Raw genomic sequence first — 20,308 nt, forward strand, 5'->3', positions numbered from 1 at the left:
AACCGGCTTCGCCGGGCCGCTGGTGTTGCCCCCAGCAGGGGGAAGGCGACGCGAAGCGGCGCTTCGGGGGGTTACTTGTTCTTCCCGGGATCCTTGACGTCCTTGATCACATCAAACTCCACGTTGTAGAGTTGCCCGTCCTTCTTCTCGACCTTGCGCAGATAGACATCCTGCACGATGTCGCGCGTCTGTGCGTCGATGAAAATCTTGCCGCGCGGGCTTTCAAACAGCTGGCCCTTCATGGCTTCGAGCAGCGCGTCGCCGCCACCCTGGCCCTTGCTGGTTTTGAGCGCCTCGTAAATTACCCGCATGCCGTCATAGCCACCCACCGCCATGAAGTTGGGGCGCAGGCCCTTGTTGGCTTTGGCAAACGCTTCCACGAATTTTTTGTTCATCGCCGAGGGGTGCGCCGCCGAGTAGTGGTGCGAAGTAACGACGCCAATCGCGCCGTCACCCATGTCGTTGAGCTGGTCGTCGTCCGTCACATCGCCGGTGGCGATCAGCCGAATGCCGGCCTTGTCCAGGCCGCGCTCAAGAAACTGCTTCATCACCGCGGCGCCTGCGCCCGAAGGCACGAAGACGAAGAGCGCATCGGGCTTGTTGTCCCGCACTTTTTGCAGGAAGGGCGCGAAGTCGGGATTGCGCAGCGGCACGCGCAGCGCGTCGGTCACCTGGCCGCCATTAAAGGTCAGGCGGTCCTTGAAGAATTTCTCCGCGTCGATGCCGGGGCCGTAGTCGGACACCAGCGTGACCACCGTCTTGATGCCGTTCTTGGGCGCCCAGTCGGCCAGGGCGACCGAAACCTGCGGCAGCGTGAAGCTGCTGCGCACGATGTAGGGGGAAGCCTGCGTGATGCTGGATGTTGCCGCCGCCATCACCACCATGGGCGTCTTGGATTGCGTCGCAATGGGCGCGGTGGCCAGGGCCGAGGGCGTGATGCCGAAGCCTGCCAGCACGTTGACCTTGTCGTTGACCACCAGCTCTTGCGCCAGGCGCCGTGTGGTGTCCGGCAGTGAGGTGTCGTCCTTCACGATCAGCTGGATTTTCTTGCCCGCCACGCTGTCGCCGTTCTGCGCCATGTAAAGGCGCACGGCCGCCTCGATCTGCCGGCCGGTGGTGGCCTGCTGGCCCGTCATCGGCAGGATCAGGCCGATCTTGAAGGTGTTGTCCTGGGCCAGTGCCGGGGCGGCGGCAAGTGCCGCGGCCGACAGCGCGGCGGCGGTGAGGAAGGTACGTTTTTTCATGCTTGTCTCCTGGGTGGTTTTCAGTTCTTGCTGCTGCGTCAAACGCGGCGGAGTTCAGGTCGCCGGCATCCGGCCGTAAAACGGTGCGAGTCTAGTATGAGTGCGGTATCAGCACAAATGTTCGATATGTGAACACATCGGCCATGCCCTCCATGGCTTCATTGTGTGGGTTGCCGCTCACGGGGTTGCTGTTGGTTCGCGGTCGGTTGCGCGATCATCGCGCGCATGACCCGGTGATCGCACACAAGTTGTCCCCTCACGCGTCGGGCCGGTAGGAAGAATCCAGCGTCACCGAACCGACCACGCGCGAGACACAGGCGCACAAGCGCGTGTTTTGTTGTTTCTCGTGCTCGCTCAGAAAGACGTCGCGGTGGTCGATCTCGCCGTCGACCGCCAGCACGTCCAGTGTGCACAGGCCGCATTCGCCGCGCTTGCAGTCGAAGACGGCCTGCACCCCAGCCTGCTCCAGCGCATCCAGCAGGCTGCAGTCGGCCGGCACAGTGATGTCCAGCGCGTGGCGGGGGATTTGCACCCGAAAAGCCTGCGGTGCGAAGCGCCCGCTGTTGCCGAAGGTTTCATAACGCAGGTCGGCCGCTGGCCGGCCCGAGGCTTCCCAGGCATGGCGCGCCGCGTCCAGCATGGGCACCGGGCCGCAGACATACATTTGCGCGCCGGCCGGTAGCGCTGCGATCTCGCCGGCGAAATCGATGCGCGCGTCGACGGCCGCCTGCAGCCGCTCGCCCAGGCAAGCCCGCAGCATTTCGCCGTAAGCCAGTTCAGATTCACTGCGCACGCCATACAGCATGCGCAGCGGCCGGCCCGACTGCGCACAGCGGTCGGCCAGCGCCTGGGCCATGCCCACCAGCGGCGTGATGCCTATGCCGCCGGCCACCAGCAGGTAAGCCGGGGCATTGAAGTCCAGCGGGAAATGGTTGCGCGGCCCGCTCACCTGCAACCGGTCGCCAGCGGCCAGCTGCCACATCGCGCGCGAACCGCCGCGGCCGTCGTCCAGCCGCTTCACCGCGATGCGATACGTTTGGCCATCGGTCTCGCTGACCAGTGAGTAAGAACGAAGCTGCGGCTTGCCGTCCACCAGCAGCTGTACCTGCAGGTGGCTGCCAGGTTCGTGGCGCTGCACGGTGGCTGCGTCACCCATGGGCCGGATGCGGAACTCGCGCACGGTGGGCGTGAGTTCGTCAAAAGATTCAATGACCGCATCGGTCCAGCTGGAGGTGGCTTTCATTCAGTTTTCCGTGATCTCTTAAATTCGAGGGCCGCCGTGGAACCGGCTTTGCCGGGCCACTGGTGGCGCCCCTTGGGGGGAGGCGGCCGCAGGCCGCTTTGGGGGGACGTCATTTCTTCCGTATGAGCCGCACGCCGGGCATCTGGTCCAGGTTGTGGCTGGCCACGGCAGCGCGCAGGTTGCGCTGGGCCAGGCGTGAGTGCTCGCGCATGATCGCTTCGGCGCGCGAGCCCTCGCGCTGCTCAATGGCGTCGAGCACCTGTCGGTGCTGGTCCTGCGCCACGACCAGCATGTCGCGAGCGCCCGGGGAATTGGCCTGCACCACTACAAAACCCGAAGGCGACGCAAACGGCAGGCTGAACACGCGTTCGAGCTCCTTGGCAATGACGCTGCTACCGGCCATTTCACCCAGCAGTTCATGAAACCGCTCGTTCAGCGCGACGTAGGAAGAGAAAGCCTCATCGTCCAGCGCAGGCTGGCTGAGCACCGCATCGATCTTGCCCAGGCATTCGCGGGCTTCGTTCAGCACCACGGTGGGTGCGCCGCGCTCGGCGGCCAGCCGCGCCGACAGCCCTTCAATGGTGCCGCGCAGTTCGATCGCTTCGGACACATCGCGTTCGGAAAACGTGCGCACGGCGTAGCCGCCGTTGGGCAGCGACTCCAGCAGGCCTTCCTGCTCCAGCCGCATCAATGCCGCGCGGATGGGTGTGCGTGAGAAGCCGAGTTTTTCAACGATGGACAGCTCGGCAATGCGTGCTCCGCCGGGCAACTCGCCGGCCAGGATCATCTCGCGAAGCTGAAGCTGCGCCCGCACCTGCGCGCTTTCAAGGCTATTTTGGCCTGTAGCCCTTTCGGAATCTGCGCTGGAAGCTACTGAATTGATAGCATTGATTGTGGTTCGCATAAAAAATGATCCCCGCCTCAGGCCGCCAGCCGGATAGTGATGACAGGCGCCGGTGGTTTTTCTTTCGCGATCAGTCCGTCTATCAGGCGCCGGGCCCACATCGAGCCGGCATCGATGTTGAGGTTGTAGAACTGGTGGTCCGGGTGTTCGTCGATGGCGATTTGCTGGGCCTCCAGCACATGTTCGTCCTCGCGGAAGATGCCGGCCACGCCCTCGCGCAGCTGGTGCGTCAGGCGCTGTTCACCCAGGCAGTAATTGCGTGCGAAAGCCCAGAAGTAGTGGCAGCTGCCGTCTGTTTCCGGCGTCACCGTATTCAGCACAAAACCATTGACGCCCTTGCTGCGGTCGCCCGGCTGGCCGTCTTTGGGTGGCGCACCCGATCCGGCTTCGGCCACGCCGACGTCGATGTTCACAGTGCAGGGCGCTTCGAATTTGATGATTTGCCAGCGGTCCACCTTGCCCCTGTAGCCGCGCGCGTGCTCAATCTGCCCGGCCCAGAACGGCGGTGCGTCGATGTTTTCCATCCAGCGCGTGACGGTGGCCGTACGGTCGCCATGCGTGGCGACAAAGGGCGCCTCGGCCACGGCGCGCTGGCCGATGCTGGAGCCGTGCACAAAGGTTTCGTGGGTCAGGTCCATCAGGTTGTCGACGACCAGGCGGTAGTCGCACTTCACCGTGATCAGCTTGCCGTCGCCGGCCCAGTCTGCGTCGTCGTTCCAATGCATGTCGGGCACCAGCGCCGGGTCGGCCTTGGCCGGGTCGCCGGGCCAGATCCAGACAAAGCGATGCTTTTCCAGTACCGGGAAGGCACGCACGCAGGCCGAAGGGTTCAGCGTTTCCTGGCTGGGCATGTGGGTGCAGCGGCCCTGGGCGTTATAGACCAGGCCGTGGTAACCGCAGGTCACCTCGTCGCCGTTCAGCGTGCCCATGGACAGCGGCAGCAGCCGGTGCCAGCAGGCGTCTTCCAGTACGGCGACCTGGCCGTCGGTGCGGCGGAACATCACCACCTTCTGCTTGCAAATCGTGCGCGCCAGCAGCGTGCGGCCCACCTCCACGTCATAAGCGGCGGCATACCAGGCGTTCAGGGGGAAAGTCGATTTCTGAGCATTCATGGATACTCAATGTATACATAAATTGCCAAAAAGCCAAGAAAAATAGGGAAATTCAGGGTAAATACGGAATTTCTGTATTCAATGAGAGGTGATTTTGCTGGAATACCATGGGGGTTTGTGCCTGCAACCGATGGAGACTTTCCCATGACCGCCAAGCTACCCGCCCGTTATGACCATGTCGGCAGCTTTCTGCGCCCGCAGTACCTGCTGGAAGCCCGCGAGCAAAAAGCCAAGGGCCAGATCACGCCTGAACAACTGCGCAAGGTCGAAGACCAGGCCATCACCGAAATCGTGAAGTTCCAGGAAGACGTGGGCCTCAAAAGCATCACTGACGGCGAATTCCGCCGCACCTACTTCCACATCGACTTCCTCGAGCAGATCGGCGGCGTGAAGACCGATATCCCGGTCACCATCCAGCGGCCCGACGGCAGCATGGAACTGGCGCCGCCGGTGATGCGGGTGATCGACAAGGTGCGCCACGTCAAGGACATCCAGCTCGCCGACTTCCAGTACCTCAAAAGCCAGGTCAGTGCGGGCAACACGCCCAAGGTCACCATTCCCTCGCCCACGATGCTGCACTTTCGCGGCGGCCGCGCCGGCATCAGCAAGGAGGCCTATCCCGAACTCGATCCGGCTTTTTACGACGACGTAGCCAAGGCCTATGGCGACGAACTGCGCAGCCTGGCCGCGGCCGGCTGTACCTATGTGCAGATGGACGACACCAACCTGGCCTACCTGTGCGACGAGAAAATGCGTGAAGCGGCGCGCCAGCGCGGAGACGATCCCAACGAGCTGCCGCACCGCTACGCCAAATTCATCAACAAGGTGGTCGCGCAAAAGCCCGCCGGCATGACGCTGGCCATGCATTTGTGCCGCGGCAACTTCAAGAGCACCCACGCCGCGGCCGGCAACTACGAGCCGGTGGCCGAGGCGCTGCTCAAGGAGATGGACCTGGACGCCTATTTCCTCGAGTACGACGACAGCCGCAGCGGCGACTTCAAACCCCTGCGCTACCTGCCCAAGGGCAAGACCGTGGTGCTGGGCCTGGTCACTACCAAGTTCGGTGAAATGGAAAGCAAGGACGACCTGAAGCGCCGCATTGAAGACGCTGCGAAATACGCGCCGCTGGAGCAGCTCGCGCTGTCACCGCAGTGCGGCTTCAGCAGCACCGTACACGGCAACAACATCGCCGTGGAAGCGCAACGCAACAAGCTGCGCCTGGTGGTCGAAACCGCACGCGAGGTGTGGGGCACAGCCTGAGCTGACCCCGGGACTGGCACTCATCCTCCCCTTCTCGTATCCCCTTCTCGTATCTTTAGCGAGGGGGCCTGGCTGACTCCAGCCTGTTTTTTTGGGGGCCGTTAACCGGCGCCTTCTGCTGCGTCGGTAGTTTCGCTGTGGCTTGGTGGCTCCCGGTTGGCGGCGATCCCGTGGGCAACCCCGGCCAACGGGTCGGTGCCACGATTGGGCATCAAACGGCTCACCATTCCCACTGGACGTGCGCAAGCAGCTCTCAAAAAGATAGCAAGCATGGCCTGGGCATGCCGCCCGCAGGCTTCTGGCGCAGCTCTCGCCAGTACGGGCGCTGCCGGCCGGCGCGTACCCCATGAGTGCCGCCCCTCTTCTTTGCCTCCTCTTCTTATCCCTATTGACCGGTGCTCCTTCGTGCGGACGACGACCACTTCTGTCTGCCTGTCGGTGGGAATAGGGCAATGAACATTTACTTACATTTGGCAAAGAGCCATCGGCGTGCCGGCTTATTTTTCCAGGATCTTTAAATAACTGTGCAAAAACAAACACTTACAGCGAAAATAGGAGGTGTTTTAACAAAAAATATTGGACAGCGTAAGAGCAAAGCGCTACAACCGATAAAACATTTTGTTGCATTTGTACACCGAAAGGGTCGCTTCTTGAGCAGTTCAGTCTTTCTGGCATCCAGGCTTGTCGCCTGGGGGGTTCTGGGCGTATGCATCGCCCTGGACGTCCCTGCGCTGGCGCAGGTCCGGGCAGACGTGCGGCCCGATGCCGGAACGCTGCTGGAGCCGCAAGGTTCGTTACCGTTGCTGCCCTTGCGTAGCGGGCCACTGCCCGAACTGGCACCGCCCCGGGTTGCGGAGCCAGCGGCGGGAACTGCGCGCATTACGCCAGCGGCGTTCAGCTTTTCCGGCAACAGCGTTTTCTCCAGTGAAGCACTTGCGGCTTTGCTGTCGAGCCGGCTCCACCGGCCCACGGATCTGGCCGGCCTCACAGATGCCGCCAATGCCATCAGCGCGCTTTACCGGCAGAACGGCTATCTGCTCACGCAGGCGTACCTGCCCGAGCAGGCGTTTCCCGCAGAAGGCGGGACTGTCGCCATCACCATCATTGAAGCGCGGGTCGGCCGCGTCTCTGTGCGTGTCGACGGCGCCGGCATCTCAAAGGCGTTCGCGGAAGAACTGGTGGGCAGCCAGCTGCGGTCCGGTGACGCCGTTACCGAATACGCACTCGACAAGCCCGTGTTGCTGTTGCGCGACCTGGCGGGATATGACGCCGGCGCTACGGTTGAGCCTGGAGATCGCCTGGGCCTGGCGGATGTCCTGATCACCGTGCAGGGCAAAGGGCCGCGCGCCGACGGCTCGGTCAGCGTAGACAACCATGGCGCGCGCGCCGCTGGTGCCGCGCGTGTCACGTTAAGTGCCAATCTCAACAACCTGCTGGGGCGCGGTGACGTGCTGGCCTTGAGCGCCCAGCAAAGCGACCAGGCTGGCTCGACCCTGTACCGCGCCGGCTACACCGTGCCGGTCGGCGCTTACGGCACGCGGGTGGGTGTCAGCGCGGTGCGCCTGGACTACGCGCTGGGCAAGCAATTCGAGCCGCTGGGGGCCAGCGGCCGGGCCGACATTCTCGGCCTCACCCTGTCCCACCCCCTGCTGCGCGGGCGCGCCAACAATTTGTACGGCCTCATCAGTGCAGAGCAAAAAAAGCTCGTTGACGAAACGCGCACACCCGCACTCAAAAGCGAGCGCGACATCGCCGCGCTCAGGCTGGGGCTGGCGGGTAACTTCATCGACGAACTGGCGGGCGGCAGCAGCCTGAACAACTATGCCGTGAACGCCACCTTCGGCCGCCTCACGCTGAATGCGGCCGATCAGGCGCTTGACGATGGCCTCGGCGGCCTGCGCACAGCGGGCGGTTTCAGCAAGCTGAACCTGGAATTCCAGCGCTCCCAGTTTTTTGATGCCGCTTACAGCTTTCACGTCGCGGCACAGGCCCAGCTGGCGTCGAAAAACCTCAGCTCGGCCGAAAAAATGGTTCTGGGCGGGCCCAATGGCGTGCGCGGCTACCCGGTGGGGGAAGGCGTCGGCGACGCCGGTTTCCTGTTGAACCTGGAGTCGCGTTACCAGCTCGCCCCAACGGTCTGGGGTGAGCCTTTGACTCTGCTGGCTTTCTATGACCATGGGCGCATTCGCTTCAACCAGAACGGCCCCACTGTGCCGGGCAATGCCAACACGCTGAGCCTCGGTTCCGTCGGTGTGGGCGCCACGCTGGGCCAGCCCGGCAAATTCCTGGTCAAGACCTACCTGGCATGGCGCACGACGACGGCGCCGCCGTCCACCGGCGACCCGGACCGTGCGCCGCGCGCCTGGCTGTCGGTCCAAGCCTGGTTCTAGCCCGGCCCCACTCCCTGCTCTGCATACCCATCATGACCGCCCCCACTTCTTCCGCTCACGCCCCCTACCGCCCCTGGTCCGTGCGTACGGTGGTGGTCCGCCTGTCGCGCAAGCTCTCGGCCACTTACCGCATCCGCAGCGACCGCAGGCTGTCGCGCCTGCTTGCAACACTGCTGGCGGCTGTCTCGCCTTGGGCCATCGCCTTGCCTGAAGGCGCGCAGGTGGTGGGAGGCCAGGCCAGCGTCAGCACGCCGTCGGCCAACGCCATGGTGGTCAACCAGACCAGCGACAAGGCGGTGCTGAACTGGCAAAGCTTCAACATCGGCGTGGGGCAATCGATGCAGTTCGTGCAGCCCGGCGCCTCGTCCGTCGCGCTGAACCGCGTCATCGGCAACGGTGCCTCATCCATCTTCGGTTCGCTGAGCGCCAACGGCCAGGTCTTCCTGATCAATCCGTCCGGCGTGATGTTCGCCCCGGGGGCGCAGGTCAATGTGGGTGGGCTCGTCGCCTCCAGTCTCGACATCGGCAACGGCGACTTCATGGCCGGCCGCTACAGCTTCAGCTTCAGCGGCAGCGGCGCGGGCGCCGTCAGCAACCACGGCAGCATCACCGCCGCGCGCGGCGGTTACGTGCTGCTGGCTGCGCCGCAGGTCACCAACACCGGCGCCATCAGCGCCGAAGCCGGCTCCGTCGGCCTGCTCGCGGGCTCGCGTGTGTCGGTCGACACCTCGGGTGTGGGCCTGGTGCGCTTCTCGGTGGACGCCGCGGCTGCGCAGGCCGCGATCACCAACAGCGGCAGTATCACGGCCACGGGCGGCCGGGTTGCCGTGCTGGCCAGTGCCATGGGCGATGCCATGGCGACCGTCATCAACCAGTCCGGCGTCATCCGCGCCAACTCCGCCGTGGAGCGCAACGGCACGATTGTGCTGAGCGGCGGTGGCACGGGCGTGGTCCATGTCTCGGGCACGCTCGACGCCAGCGGCACGGTGGCCGGCCAGAGCGGCGGCACGGTGCAGGTGCTGGGCGACAAGGTGGCGCTGGACACCGGTGCTGCCATTGACGTCTCCGGCGCAGCCGGCGGCGGCACCGCGCTGGTGGGCGGCGATTACCAGGGCGGCAATGCGGCCGTCCAGAATGCTTCACGCACTTATGTGGCCGCAGGCGCATCGATACGGGCCGACGCGACAGACAGCGGCAAAGGCGGAAAAGTGGTGGTCTGGGCCGACGGTGACACGCGCCACAGCGGCGCCATCAGCGCGCGCGGCGGCGCCAACGGTGGTGACGGCGGCTTTGTCGAGGTTTCGGGCAAGCAGCAGCTGGACCTGCGCGGCAGTATCGACGTGACCGCGCCGGCCGGCACTGGCGGAAGGGTGCTGCTGGATCCGCAGGACATCGACATCAACAACACCATACAGTCCTCACCGCCCAACAATGCCGATGGCACGCCCGACGTGGCCCTCTTCGATCCACCGAGCCCGACGGGCACGTACACCATCCAGATCGCCGACATTACCGGCTATAGCGAGCTGTACCTCCAGGCCTCGCGCAACATCACGCTGGCCAGCGCACTGGCCATGACGGCGGGCAACAAGGTCCGCTTTGAAGCTGGCAACACGATTGCCCTCAATGCCGCACTAACGGCTTCCGGCGGCGTGAATCTTTCGGCGGCCAATATCACCAGCACCGCGGCCGGTAGCATCACCACCACAGGCGCCGGCAATACCAATGCCGGCAACGTCACCCTCAACGCCACGGGCACTGTCAACCTGCTCGGGGCCATCAACGCCATCGGAGGCCCTGCCACAACCGGCAACCCAGGCCGTAGCGGCGGGGCCGTCAGCATCTCGGGCGCCGGTGTCACCACCGCCGCCATCACCGCCAGCGGTTCCGCCGGGCTGGGGGCTGGACAGGCCGGTGGTACGGGCGGCAGTATCAGCATTACCTCCACCGGCGGCATCTCCAGCACAGGCACCCTCACGGCCAGCGGCGGTGCCGCTGGCACGACGGGCATCGCGGCCGGGGGCAACGCGGGCAGCATCATCCTGGCTAACAGCGGCACCGGTAACGTCGCTGTGAGCGGGTTGACCGCCAGCACCGGCAATGCGGTCACCACCGGCGCCGGCGGCACGGCCGGCAGCATCTCCGTGACCAACAGCGTGGCCAGCGCCAGCCTGGGCACCGGCAACATCACCACCCAGGGCGGCAACAACGGCGACGGCGGCGCCATCACGCTCAATTCCGCCGGTGCACTGAGCGCGGGCACCGTCACCAGCACCGGCGGCACGGCACTGGCCAACACTGCAGGCCGCAATGCCGGTGCAATCAACATCACGGCGGCCGGCGCCATCACCGCGCTGGGCGCTGTAACGGCCAGCGGCACGGCCGGCAACACGGCCGGCAACGGCGGCAACGCGGGCGCAGTCTCCATAGTCGCCGCGGGCGGCATCGCAGGCGCAGCCATGACCGCCAGTGGCGGGGCCGGTGTGGGCGCCAATGCGTCGGGCGGCAATGCAGGAACCATCACGGTTACCAACAGCGGTACCGGCAACATCACTGCCGCCGCGCTGGCCGCACAGACCGGCACGGCCACGGGCACCGGTACCGGCGGTGCGGCCGGCAGCATTTCGGTGACGAATACGGCTGCCGCGGGCAACCTGACGACCGCGGGAGTCACCACGACGGGCGGAGCCAAAGGCGACGGCGGCGCCGTGAACCTGAGTGCGCTGGGCGCTTTGTCCACCGGCGCTGCTGGCACCATCAACACGGCCGGTGGCGTCACGCTGGCAGGCTATGCCGGCCGCAATGCTGGCGCCGTCACACTCTCGGGTGCAAGCGTAAGCACTGGCACGGGCAACATCACCGCCAACGGCACGCCGGGTATAGGCGCTGGCCAAAATGGCGGCAATGGCGCCAATGTGCAAGTCACCGCCACGGGCGCCATCACAGCCGGTGCCGTCAATACAACGGGCGGTGCGGGCATTGCCACCCTGGCCAGCGGCGGCAATGCGGGCACGATCACCGTCATCAACAACTCGGCGACGGTGGGCGCCATCTCACTGGGAGGGCTGAGCTCCAGCAGCGGAGCGGCCTTCGGGACCGGCGCTGGCGGCACGGCCGGTGCCGTGCAGGTGACCAACAATGCGGCCGGGCAAGGCCTCACCACGGGGGCCATCACGGCCAACGGCGGCACCAACAGCGCCGGTGCCGATGTCACCCTGAGCTCACAAGGTGCCCTTACCGTCAGCGGGCTGATCACCACCAGCGGCGGCGCGTTGGGTACCGGTATGACCGCAACAGGCAAGAACGCCGGCAACGTCACGATCACGGGCGTCAACCGCGCCGTCACCGGTGCCATCACCGCCAGCGGCGGTGCAGGGATGGGTACCAACCAGGCCGGTGGCAATGCCGGCGTGGTGAGCATCACCGGCAGCGGCAGCCTGGGCACGAACAACATCGCAGCACAAACCGGTGCAGCGACGGGCACCGGCGCGGGCGGCACAGCAGGCAGCATCATGTTGGACGGCACGGCAGTGACCACTGGTACCCTGACGACCACGGGCGGCGCCAACGGCAACGGCGGCACTGTCAGCGCCACCTCGACGGCCGGCGTTTTGACGACAGGCGCGATCGTTTCCAGCGGCGGCACAGCCAATGCGGGAACGGCCGGGCGCAATGCCGGAACGGTGACGCTGCAGGCCACGGGTGGTCTGTTGACCGGCGCCACCATGACCGCCAGCGGCACGAACGGCACTCTGACGGGCGACCAGGCCGGCGGCAACGGTGCGGTGATCTCCATTACCGGCAACAGTGGCATCAGCGTCACCAATCTCGCGGCCAGCGGCGGCGCGGGTGTGGGCACCAATGCTGCCGGCGGAAATGCCGGCAGTATCACGGTCAACAACAGCGGCAGCGGAAACATCACCACCGGAACCCTGGCGGCCCAAACCGGCAATGCAATCGGCACGGGCGCAGGGGGCACCGCGGCCAGCGTCGCCGTCACGAATACGGCAGCGGCCGGCAATGTCACGACGGCAGGCATCACCACCACCGGCGGCACCAAAGGCGACGGCGGTGCCGTCACCCTGAGTGCCCAGGGTGCGCTGTCCACTGGTGCTGCAGGCGCGATCAATACGGCCGGCGGCGTCACCTTGACGGGCAATGCAGGCCGCAATGCCGGCACCGTCACGCTCTCAGGCGCAAGCGTGAGCACCGGTACCGGAAACATCACGGCCAACGGCACGCCAGGCATAGGCGCCGGCCAAAGCGGCGGCAACGGCGCCAATGTGCAAATCACGGCTGCCGCGGGCGGCATCACCGCCGGCGCCATCAACACCACGGGCGGTGCGGGCATTGCCACGCCGGCCAACGGCGGCAGCGCGGGCAGCATCACCGTCATCAACAATTCGGCCACCACTGGCGCCATCTTGCTGGGAGCACTGAGCTCCAACAGCGGGGCTGCTTTCGGCGCCGGCACGGGCGGCACCGCCGGCGCTGTGCAGGTGACCAACAGCGCGGCCGGGCAAGCCCTCTCCATCGCAGGGGCTGTGACGGCCAATGGCGGCACCAACGGCGCCGGCGCCGACGTCGTCCTGAGTTCGCAGGGCGCTCTCACGGTCGGCGGAACGATCAACACCAGCGGCGGTGCTATCGGCGCCGGGGTGACCGCCGCAGGAAAAAATGCCGGCAACATTACCCTGAGCGGCGTCAACCGCTCGGTCACGGGCCTGATCACCGCCAGCGGCGGCGCGGGGCTGGGTGCCAACCAGGCGGGTGGCAACGCCGGCGCGGTGAGCATCACCGGCAGCGGCACACTTGGCGCGGTCGGCATCACGTCCCAAACAGGTGCCGCAACAGGAACGGGCGCCGGCGGCAACGCCGGCAGCATCACGCTGACGGGCAGCGCCGTCACAGCTGGCGCGCTGACGACCACAGGCACCGCCAACGGCGACGGCGGCGCCGTCAGTGTCACGTCCACGGCGGGCGTTTTGACGGCCGGCGTCATCAATACCAGCGGTGGCGCGGCCAATGCCGGCACGGCGGGTCGCAACGCAGCAGCGGTCACCTTGCAGGCCACGGGCGGCCTGCTCACCGGCACGACCATTACGGCCAGCGGTACCAACGGCGCACTGGCGGGCGACCAGGCCGGCGGCAATGGCGCGGCGATTTCCCTTGCCGGCACCGGCGGCATCACGGTGACCAACCTCACGGCCAGCGGCGGCGCAGGCGTGGGTACCAATGCGGCCGGCGGCAATGCCGGCAGCATCACGGTCAACAACAGCGGCAGCGGCAATATCGCCACTGGAACGCTGACGGCGCAAACCGGCAATGCGGTGGGCACAGGTGCAGGCGGCACGGCCGGCAGCGTCAGCGTGGCCAACGCGGCGGCCGGCGGTACCTTGTCCACCGCGGCCATTCTCACCAGCGGCGGTGTCAAGGGCAACGGCGGCAATGTCAATCTGTCGGCACTGGGCCAGGTGTCCATCGTCAACAACAACATCACCACCAGCGGCGGCACTGCGGTCAGCGGCCAGGCCGGCCGTAACGCCGGCACCGTCACCATCAGCGGCGGCGGCCTCAATATGGGAACGGGCACCATCACGGCCAGCGGTGGCGCGGCAGCTGCCACGTCGAACCTGAAAGGCGGCAGCGGCGCGGCCGTCAGCATCACGACCACCGATGCCGTGACCACCGGCGCTCTCACCGCCAACGGCGGCGCGGGTGGCACCACCAACGGTGACGGTGGTGATGCCGGCAGCATCACCGTGCAGAACAATTCCACAACGGCAGGCGCGATTGCGTTGGGTGGGCTCGCGGCACGTACGGGCGCGGCAGTGGGTACCGGCGCCGGTGGCGCGGCCGGCAGCATCAGCGTGACCAACAACGCGGCAGGCGCCAACATCGGGACCGGTGCGATAGACAGCAGCGGCGCGGCAGGCGGCAACGGCGGCTCGGTCGCACTGGCCTCGCAGGGCGGCGTGACGGTCACCGGCACGCTGAACACCAGCGGCACGGCGCTGGCCGGTGGCACCGGCGCTGGCCGCAATGCGGGCAATATCACGGTGACGGGCGTCAACCGCTCGGTCACGGGTCTGGTCAGCGCCAGTGGCAGCGCGGGCCTGGGCACCAACCAGGCCGGCGGCAATGCCGGTGTGGTGAGCATCACGGGCAGCGGCACGTTGGGCACCGCGGCAGTGACGGCCTCAACGGGTGGCGCCACCGGAACGGGCGCCGGCGGCACGGCCGGCAGTATCACGCTGAACGGAACGGCGCTGACAGTCGGTGCGCTTACCACCACGGGTGGCGCCAACGGCAACGGCGGCAACATCAGCGTCACCTCGACGGCCGGCGTTTTGACGACAGGCGCGGTTGTTTCCAGCGGCGGCACCGCCAACGCGGGCACGGCGGGACGCAACGCAGGTTCCGTCACGCTGCAGGCCACAGGAGGCCTGCTGACCGGCACCACCGTGACCGCCAGCGGCACGAATGGCACGCTGACGGGTGACCAGGCCGGCGGTAACGGTGCGGCGATTTCCATTACCGGCAACAACGGCCTCACGCTCACCAATCTCACGGCGAGCGGCGGCGCAGCGGTCGGCACCAATGCGGCCGGTGGCAATGCCGGCAGCATCACGGTCAACAACAGCGGCAGCGGCAATATCACCACCGGAACGCTGACGGCGCAAACCGGTAACGCGCTGGGCGCCGGCGCGGGCGGCACGGCCGGCGGTGTTTCCGTGAGCAACACCGCCGCAGCGGGAACGCTGTCCACCGCGGCCGTCACCACCACCGGTGGTGCCAAGGGCAACGGCGGCAACGTCAGCCTTTCTGCTGCCGGCCAGGTGTCGGTGCTCAACAACAACATCATCGCCAGCGGCGGCACCACGGTCAGCGGTCTGGCAGGCCGTGATGCCGGCACGGTCACCATCAGCGGCGCCGGCCTCAACATGGGCACCGGCACCATCACCGCCAGCGGCGGCGCGGCGGCGGCCACGTCCAGTCAAAAGGGCGGCAGCGGCGGCGCCGTCAGCATCACCTCCACGGGGGCGGTCACTACCGCAGGCATGACGGCCAGCGGGGGTGCGGGCGGAACCACCAACGGCGACGGCGGCAATGCGGGCAGCATCGGCGTGGCTAACACCGTTGCGGGTGCTGTCACGGTGGGTGCACTGGCTGCGCAAAGCGGCAATGCAGCCGGCACGGGCGCAGGCGGCTCGGCAGGCAGCATTACCCTAAGCAACACGGCTGGCAACCTCACGGCAGGTACGCTGACCACTACGGGCGGCACTTCGGGCCATGGCGGCAACATCAGCGTTAGCGGATCCGGCGGCGCAGTGGCGGTTGGCGCCATAGTCACCAGCGGCGGCACGACTGCCGGCCCGGCCAACGGACGCAATGCCGGCACGGTAGACATTTCCGGCGCGGGCGTCACCACGGCGGCCATCACGGCCAACGGCACCAACGGCAGCACCGTCGGCTCGGGTGGCAATGGTGGCGCGGTCACCGTCAATTCCACGGGGGCCATCAGCAGCACCGGTGCAATCAGCGCCGTTGGCGGCAACGGTGCGGGCGGCAACCAGGCCGGCGGTCAGGGCGCCGCGGTGTCGATGGCTTCCACCGGCGGCAATGTATCGGTCGCCGCCATCACCACCACCGGCGGCAACGGCGGCACAGGCGTGGCGGCGGGCGGTAACGCAGGCGCCATCACACTCGACGCAGCGGGCGCCACGCCCACCATCACCCTTGCCGGCGGGCTTACTGCGCTGGGTGGCAACCAGGTCGGCGGCGCGGTCTCCGGTGCTGGCGGCGTTGTCCGTATCAAGGATGACGCACTGCTCAATACGGCCAGCATCACTGTGGACTCACGCGGCGGCAATGCCGGCGCGGGTGCCGGCGCCAATATCCAGTTCGACGGAGCGGTCAACAGCCAGGCCTCGGGCCGTACGCTGATCCTGCAGGCAGGCAACGGCGACGTGAGCATTGCCGGCACCACGGGCGCCAGCCTGGCCTTGTCGGCGCTGGCCGTGACCGCCAACGACATCGCCGTGGGCGCCATGGGCGGTGCCTCGGTGGGCGTTACCGGTTCCACCTCGCTGACGGCCACCACCGCCGGCGCCGACACTGGCGACATCAGTCTCAATGGCGCGCTCAACGTCAGTGCGTTGGCCCTGACGGCCGGAAGCGCACTCACGCAAACCAGCGCCATCAAGGCGACCACCGCCACTCTGGCGGCCGGCGCCGGCAACAACGTCACGCTGACCAACGCCGGCAACGATTTCACGGGGGCGGTGGCTGTCACCACGGGCAATAACGTCAGCATCACCGACAGCAATGCGCTGGTGATGGGGACCTCAGTGGTGTCGGGCTCTCTGGCGCTGAATACGGCCGGCGCCATCACACAGACCGGCGCGGTGACGGTCACAGGCGCCACCACGCTGGCCGCCGGCGCAGCCAACGACATCACGCTGGCCAATGCGGCCAACAACTTCTCCAGCGTGGCCGTCACCAGCGGCAACAACGTCTCGCTGCGCGATGCCAATGCCGTGGTGCTGGGTACCTCCGTTGCCAATAGCAGCCTGACAGTGGTGGCCGGCGCGACCATCACCCAGACGGGTGCCATCACCGCACCCACGCTGGTGGCCAAAACGCTGTCCGCCGGCACGGCGAACATCACATTGAACAATGCCGCCAACGAGGTCGCCACGGTCGATCTGCGTGCCCGCAACGCCGCCGACACGGCCAATGCCAATGGCGCGGTCAGCTATCGCGACGCCACCGGCTTCGACGTGGCCGCTGTCAACACCACAGGGGCATTGACGCTGCAATCCGGCGGCAACATCACGCAGTCGGGCGCTGTGACGGCGGCCTCGCTGGCAGTGGCCGGCACGGGTGCAGGCTCGCTGAACCTCGGCACTCAGGCCAACAACATCGCCACCCTCAATGCCATCACGGCGGCGGGCGGCTTCACGCTGAATAACGGCAACAACAGCACAACGGTGGCTGGCAATATCAGCACCGTCAACAACGCTGTCGCCATAGACACCGGCACCGGCACGTACACGCAGAACAACGTCGACGTGGTTGCCGGCAGCGGGCCCATCACGATCACGGCCGACACGGTCGCCATCGCCGCGAACACAGGCAACAACGCGCTGGCGACCAGTGGCGCATTGACGCTCAAGGCCAAAACCGCGAGCCGCACCATGTCCCTGTCGGGCGCTTCGGGCTTTGACCTCACGGCCGCGGAAGTCAGCGCCTTCGCCACGGGCGCCACCGGCCCCATCGTCATCGGCGATACGGCCAGCACTGGCGCCATGACCATAGGCGGCGCGGTCGGCCTGGCCGGCAAGACCCTGACGCTCAATGCCGGCTCCATCACCGATGTGGGCGTGCAAACCATCACCGCGCAGAACCTCACCCTCAATGCCAACGGCCAGATCGGCACCGACGCCAGCAACGGCATCGACGTGGCGGCCGGCAACCTGAGCGTCAACACCACCGGCAATGCCAACGCCTTCGTGCGCAGCGCGGGCGCCGTCAACCTGGGTGTGGGCAGCACGGCCTCAAACCTCGGCAGCGGCACACTGAACCTGACGGCACTGGGCGCGGTCACCCAGACGGCCGGTACCGGCAACATCACGGCCGGCACGCTGCAGGTCAAAACGCTGGTCAACGCCGGCGGTGGCATCACGCTCAACAACAGCGGCAACACCAGCACCGCCATCAACCTGCAGGCCCGCAATGCCGCAGACACGGCCAATGCGGCGGGGGCCATCCAGTACAGCAGCGCGGCCGGATTCGACGTGGCTGCCGTTGCGACAACCGGCAATGCCACCCTGTCTGCAGGCGGGGCTGTCAGCCAGTCTGGCGCCATCCTGGCTTCAGGGCTCGCGCTGACGGGGGGAACGGGTGCTTATACCCTGGCAAACGCGGGCAATGCCGTCACCACGCTCGCCGCCAGCACCGGCAGCGTGGACTACAGGCAGGCCGGCGCACTGGTTGTGGGCACGGTCGGCGCGACAGCAGGCGTAACGGCCACCGGCGCGGTCAAAATTGAAACCACCGGCGCGGCGTCAAATCTCACGTTGAACAATGCCGTGAATTCTTCCGCCACCGGCGATGCCGTCGTCCTCAAGGCCGGCAGCGCCAATGCAGCCGGCGTCAGCACCGGCGGCCAGCTCGTCAACAATGTGGGCGCGGGCGGCATCGTGGCCGCATCTGGCCGCTACCTGGTCTACAGCGGCGACCCCGGCACCACGCTTGAGGGCGTTGCCGGCTACAGCAAGCGCTACAACAGCGACGCCAGCTATGTACCGGCCGGCAGCGCAAATACTTTCCTCTACCGCGTCGCGCCGACCTTGACGGTTACGGCCGACAACAAGACCAAGGTGTATGGCGACACCAACCCGCTGCTGACCGGGGTGGTAAGCGGGCTGATCGACGGCGACACCATCGCCAGCCTGGGCGTGAACTACACCACCACAGCCGTTGACCGGACGGCCGTGGCGGCCGGACCGGTGGCTATCACTGCCGGCGTAGGTACCAACAGCGAAAACTACACCCTGGCCTTGACCAATGGCGCGCTGACCATCACGCAGCGCGCGTTGACGGTCAGCGCCGCCGGCCAGAACCGTGTCTATGACGGCGGCGTTGCGGCCACCGTCGCGCTGACCGACAACCGCCTCAGCGGCGATGTGCTGACCGCCACGAATACCGCCGCGAGCTTTATCGACAAGAACGTCGGCACCGGCAAGACCGTGAACGTCAGCGGCATTGCCCTCACCGGCGCCGATGCGGGCAACTACAGCGCCAACACCACGGCAGCCACCACTGCCAACATCACGCAGCGCGCGCTCACGGTCGGCGCAACCGGCCAGAACCGTGTGTATGACGGCGGAACCGTTGCCACCGTGACGCTTGCCGACAACCGGATCGCCGGCGATGTGCTCACGGCTACCAACACGGCTGCCAGCTTTGGCGACAAGAATGTGGGTACAGGCAAGGCGGTGAGCGTCAGCGGCATTGCCGTGACCGGCTCCGACGCCGGGAACTACACGTACAACACCACGGCCGCCACCACGGCCGACATCACGCAGCGAGCCCTCACGGTCAGCGCCACAGGCCAAAACCGTGTCTATGACGGCGGAACCGCCGCCACCGTGACGCTTGCCGACAACCGTGTTGCCGGCGACGTGCTCGCCACCACCAACACGGCTGCCAGCTTTGGCGACAAGAATGTGGGCACCGGCAAGACGGTGAACGTCAGCGGCATAGCCGTCACCGGCACCGACGCCGGAAACTACACGTTTAACACCACGGCCGCCACCACCGCCAACATCACGCAACGCGCCCTGACGGTGGGTGCCACGGCCCAAAACAAGGTGTACGACGGCGGCACTGCCGCAACCGTGACACTGGCCGACAACCGGGTCGCCGGCGATGTACTCACGGCCAGCAACACCTCGGCCAGCTTTGCCGACAAGAATGCGGGCGTGGGTAAAACCGTCAACGTCGGCGGTATTGCCATCACCGGCACCGATGCGGTCAACTACAGCGTCAACAGCACGGCCGCCACCACGGCCAATATCACGCCGGCTTCGATTGCGAATGTCAGCGGCATCACCGCCGCGAACAAGGTGCAGGACGGCACCACATCAGCTACGCTGGCAACGGGCGGTGCTGCGTTTACCGGGCGCATAGGCGCGGACGTTCTCACCGTGGGGGCGGCTACCGGAAACTTCGATTCGCCTGCCGTCGGCAATGGCAAGCCCGTCAGCATTACCGGCATCACCCTGTCAGGTGCCGACGCCGGCAATTACACCTTGCAGAATGCGACGGCCGCCACGACAGCCAATATCACGCCGGCCCCTGCCAGTACCGCGGAGCGTACCGGTGACGCGCGCATTGTGAACGGTACGGCGCTGCCAGTCCTGGAAGGCGATGAGCGCCGTCAGCAGTCCCTGCGCGCCGCCGGCATCAAGGATGCCGAAGGCGGCGTTGCGGCCGATGTGCCGACTTTCCGCCTGGCTGGGTTCCCTGATCCGCGCAGTGCCGGGCTGGTCCTGCAGGACTGCGCGGAGCAGGGCCGCGGCCTGAACTGCGCTGGAGGCGGTCAGGGCCAGTAAATAACGTAAAAACGTCGTTATCGGCGGGTATCA

At 66.6% G+C, this 20,308-nt stretch carries 7 protein-coding genes; 3 read left to right on the forward strand and 4 right to left on the reverse strand.

What is annotated here, in order from left to right; genetic code table 11:
• Nucleotides 1–71: 71 nt before the first annotated feature.
• From AC1D13_RS14000 to AC1D13_RS14015, 4 genes are all read right to left on the reverse strand, one after another.
• The gene (locus tag AC1D13_RS14000) at nucleotides 72–1,244 is read right to left on the reverse strand and encodes an ABC transporter substrate-binding protein (protein WP_457281940.1); all 1,173 of its coding nucleotides are present in this window, start codon (nucleotides 1,242–1,244) and stop codon (nucleotides 72–74) included.
• Nucleotides 1,245–1,500: 256 nt separating this feature from the next.
• A complete protein-coding gene (locus tag AC1D13_RS14005) occupies nucleotides 1,501–2,487 on the reverse strand; it encodes a PDR/VanB family oxidoreductase (protein ID WP_477689735.1) in 987 nt (328 codons plus the stop codon).
• 109 nt (nucleotides 2,488–2,596) lie between these two features.
• Nucleotides 2,597–3,301: a GntR family transcriptional regulator gene (locus tag AC1D13_RS14010; RefSeq protein WP_457281942.1), complete on the reverse strand. Its 705-nt coding sequence runs from the start codon at nucleotides 3,299–3,301 to the stop codon at nucleotides 2,597–2,599.
• 107 nt (nucleotides 3,302–3,408) lie between these two features.
• On the reverse strand, nucleotides 3,409–4,503 hold the full coding sequence (locus AC1D13_RS14015; RefSeq protein WP_457281943.1) for an aromatic ring-hydroxylating dioxygenase subunit alpha: 1,095 nt from the start codon (nucleotides 4,501–4,503) through the stop codon (nucleotides 3,409–3,411).
• A 144-nt stretch (nucleotides 4,504–4,647) separates the two neighbouring features.
• Here AC1D13_RS14015 and AC1D13_RS14020 point away from each other — a divergent pair, with 144 nt between their 5' ends.
• The 3 genes from AC1D13_RS14020 to AC1D13_RS14030 all read left to right on the forward strand — a co-directional run bounded on the left by AC1D13_RS14020 (nucleotide 4,648) and on the right by AC1D13_RS14030 (nucleotide 20,275).
• Nucleotides 4,648–5,763 carry a 5-methyltetrahydropteroyltriglutamate--homocysteine S-methyltransferase gene (locus tag AC1D13_RS14020; protein ID WP_457281944.1) on the forward strand — a complete coding sequence of 372 codons (1,116 nt, stop codon included), beginning with the start codon at nucleotides 4,648–4,650 and terminating at the stop codon, nucleotides 5,761–5,763.
• A 650-nt stretch (nucleotides 5,764–6,413) separates the two neighbouring features.
• Nucleotides 6,414–8,153, forward strand: coding sequence for a ShlB/FhaC/HecB family hemolysin secretion/activation protein (locus tag AC1D13_RS14025; RefSeq protein ID WP_477689736.1), 1,740 nt, complete (start codon nucleotides 6,414–6,416; stop codon nucleotides 8,151–8,153).
• 32 nt (nucleotides 8,154–8,185) lie between these two features.
• Nucleotides 8,186–20,275, forward strand: a complete 12,090-nt coding sequence (locus tag AC1D13_RS14030) for a YDG domain-containing protein (protein ID WP_477689737.1) — start codon at nucleotides 8,186–8,188, stop codon at nucleotides 20,273–20,275.
• The last annotated feature ends 33 nt before the right edge of the window (nucleotides 20,276–20,308 follow it).

It is taken from the genome of Polaromonas sp. P1_E12 (assembly GCF_056405975.1).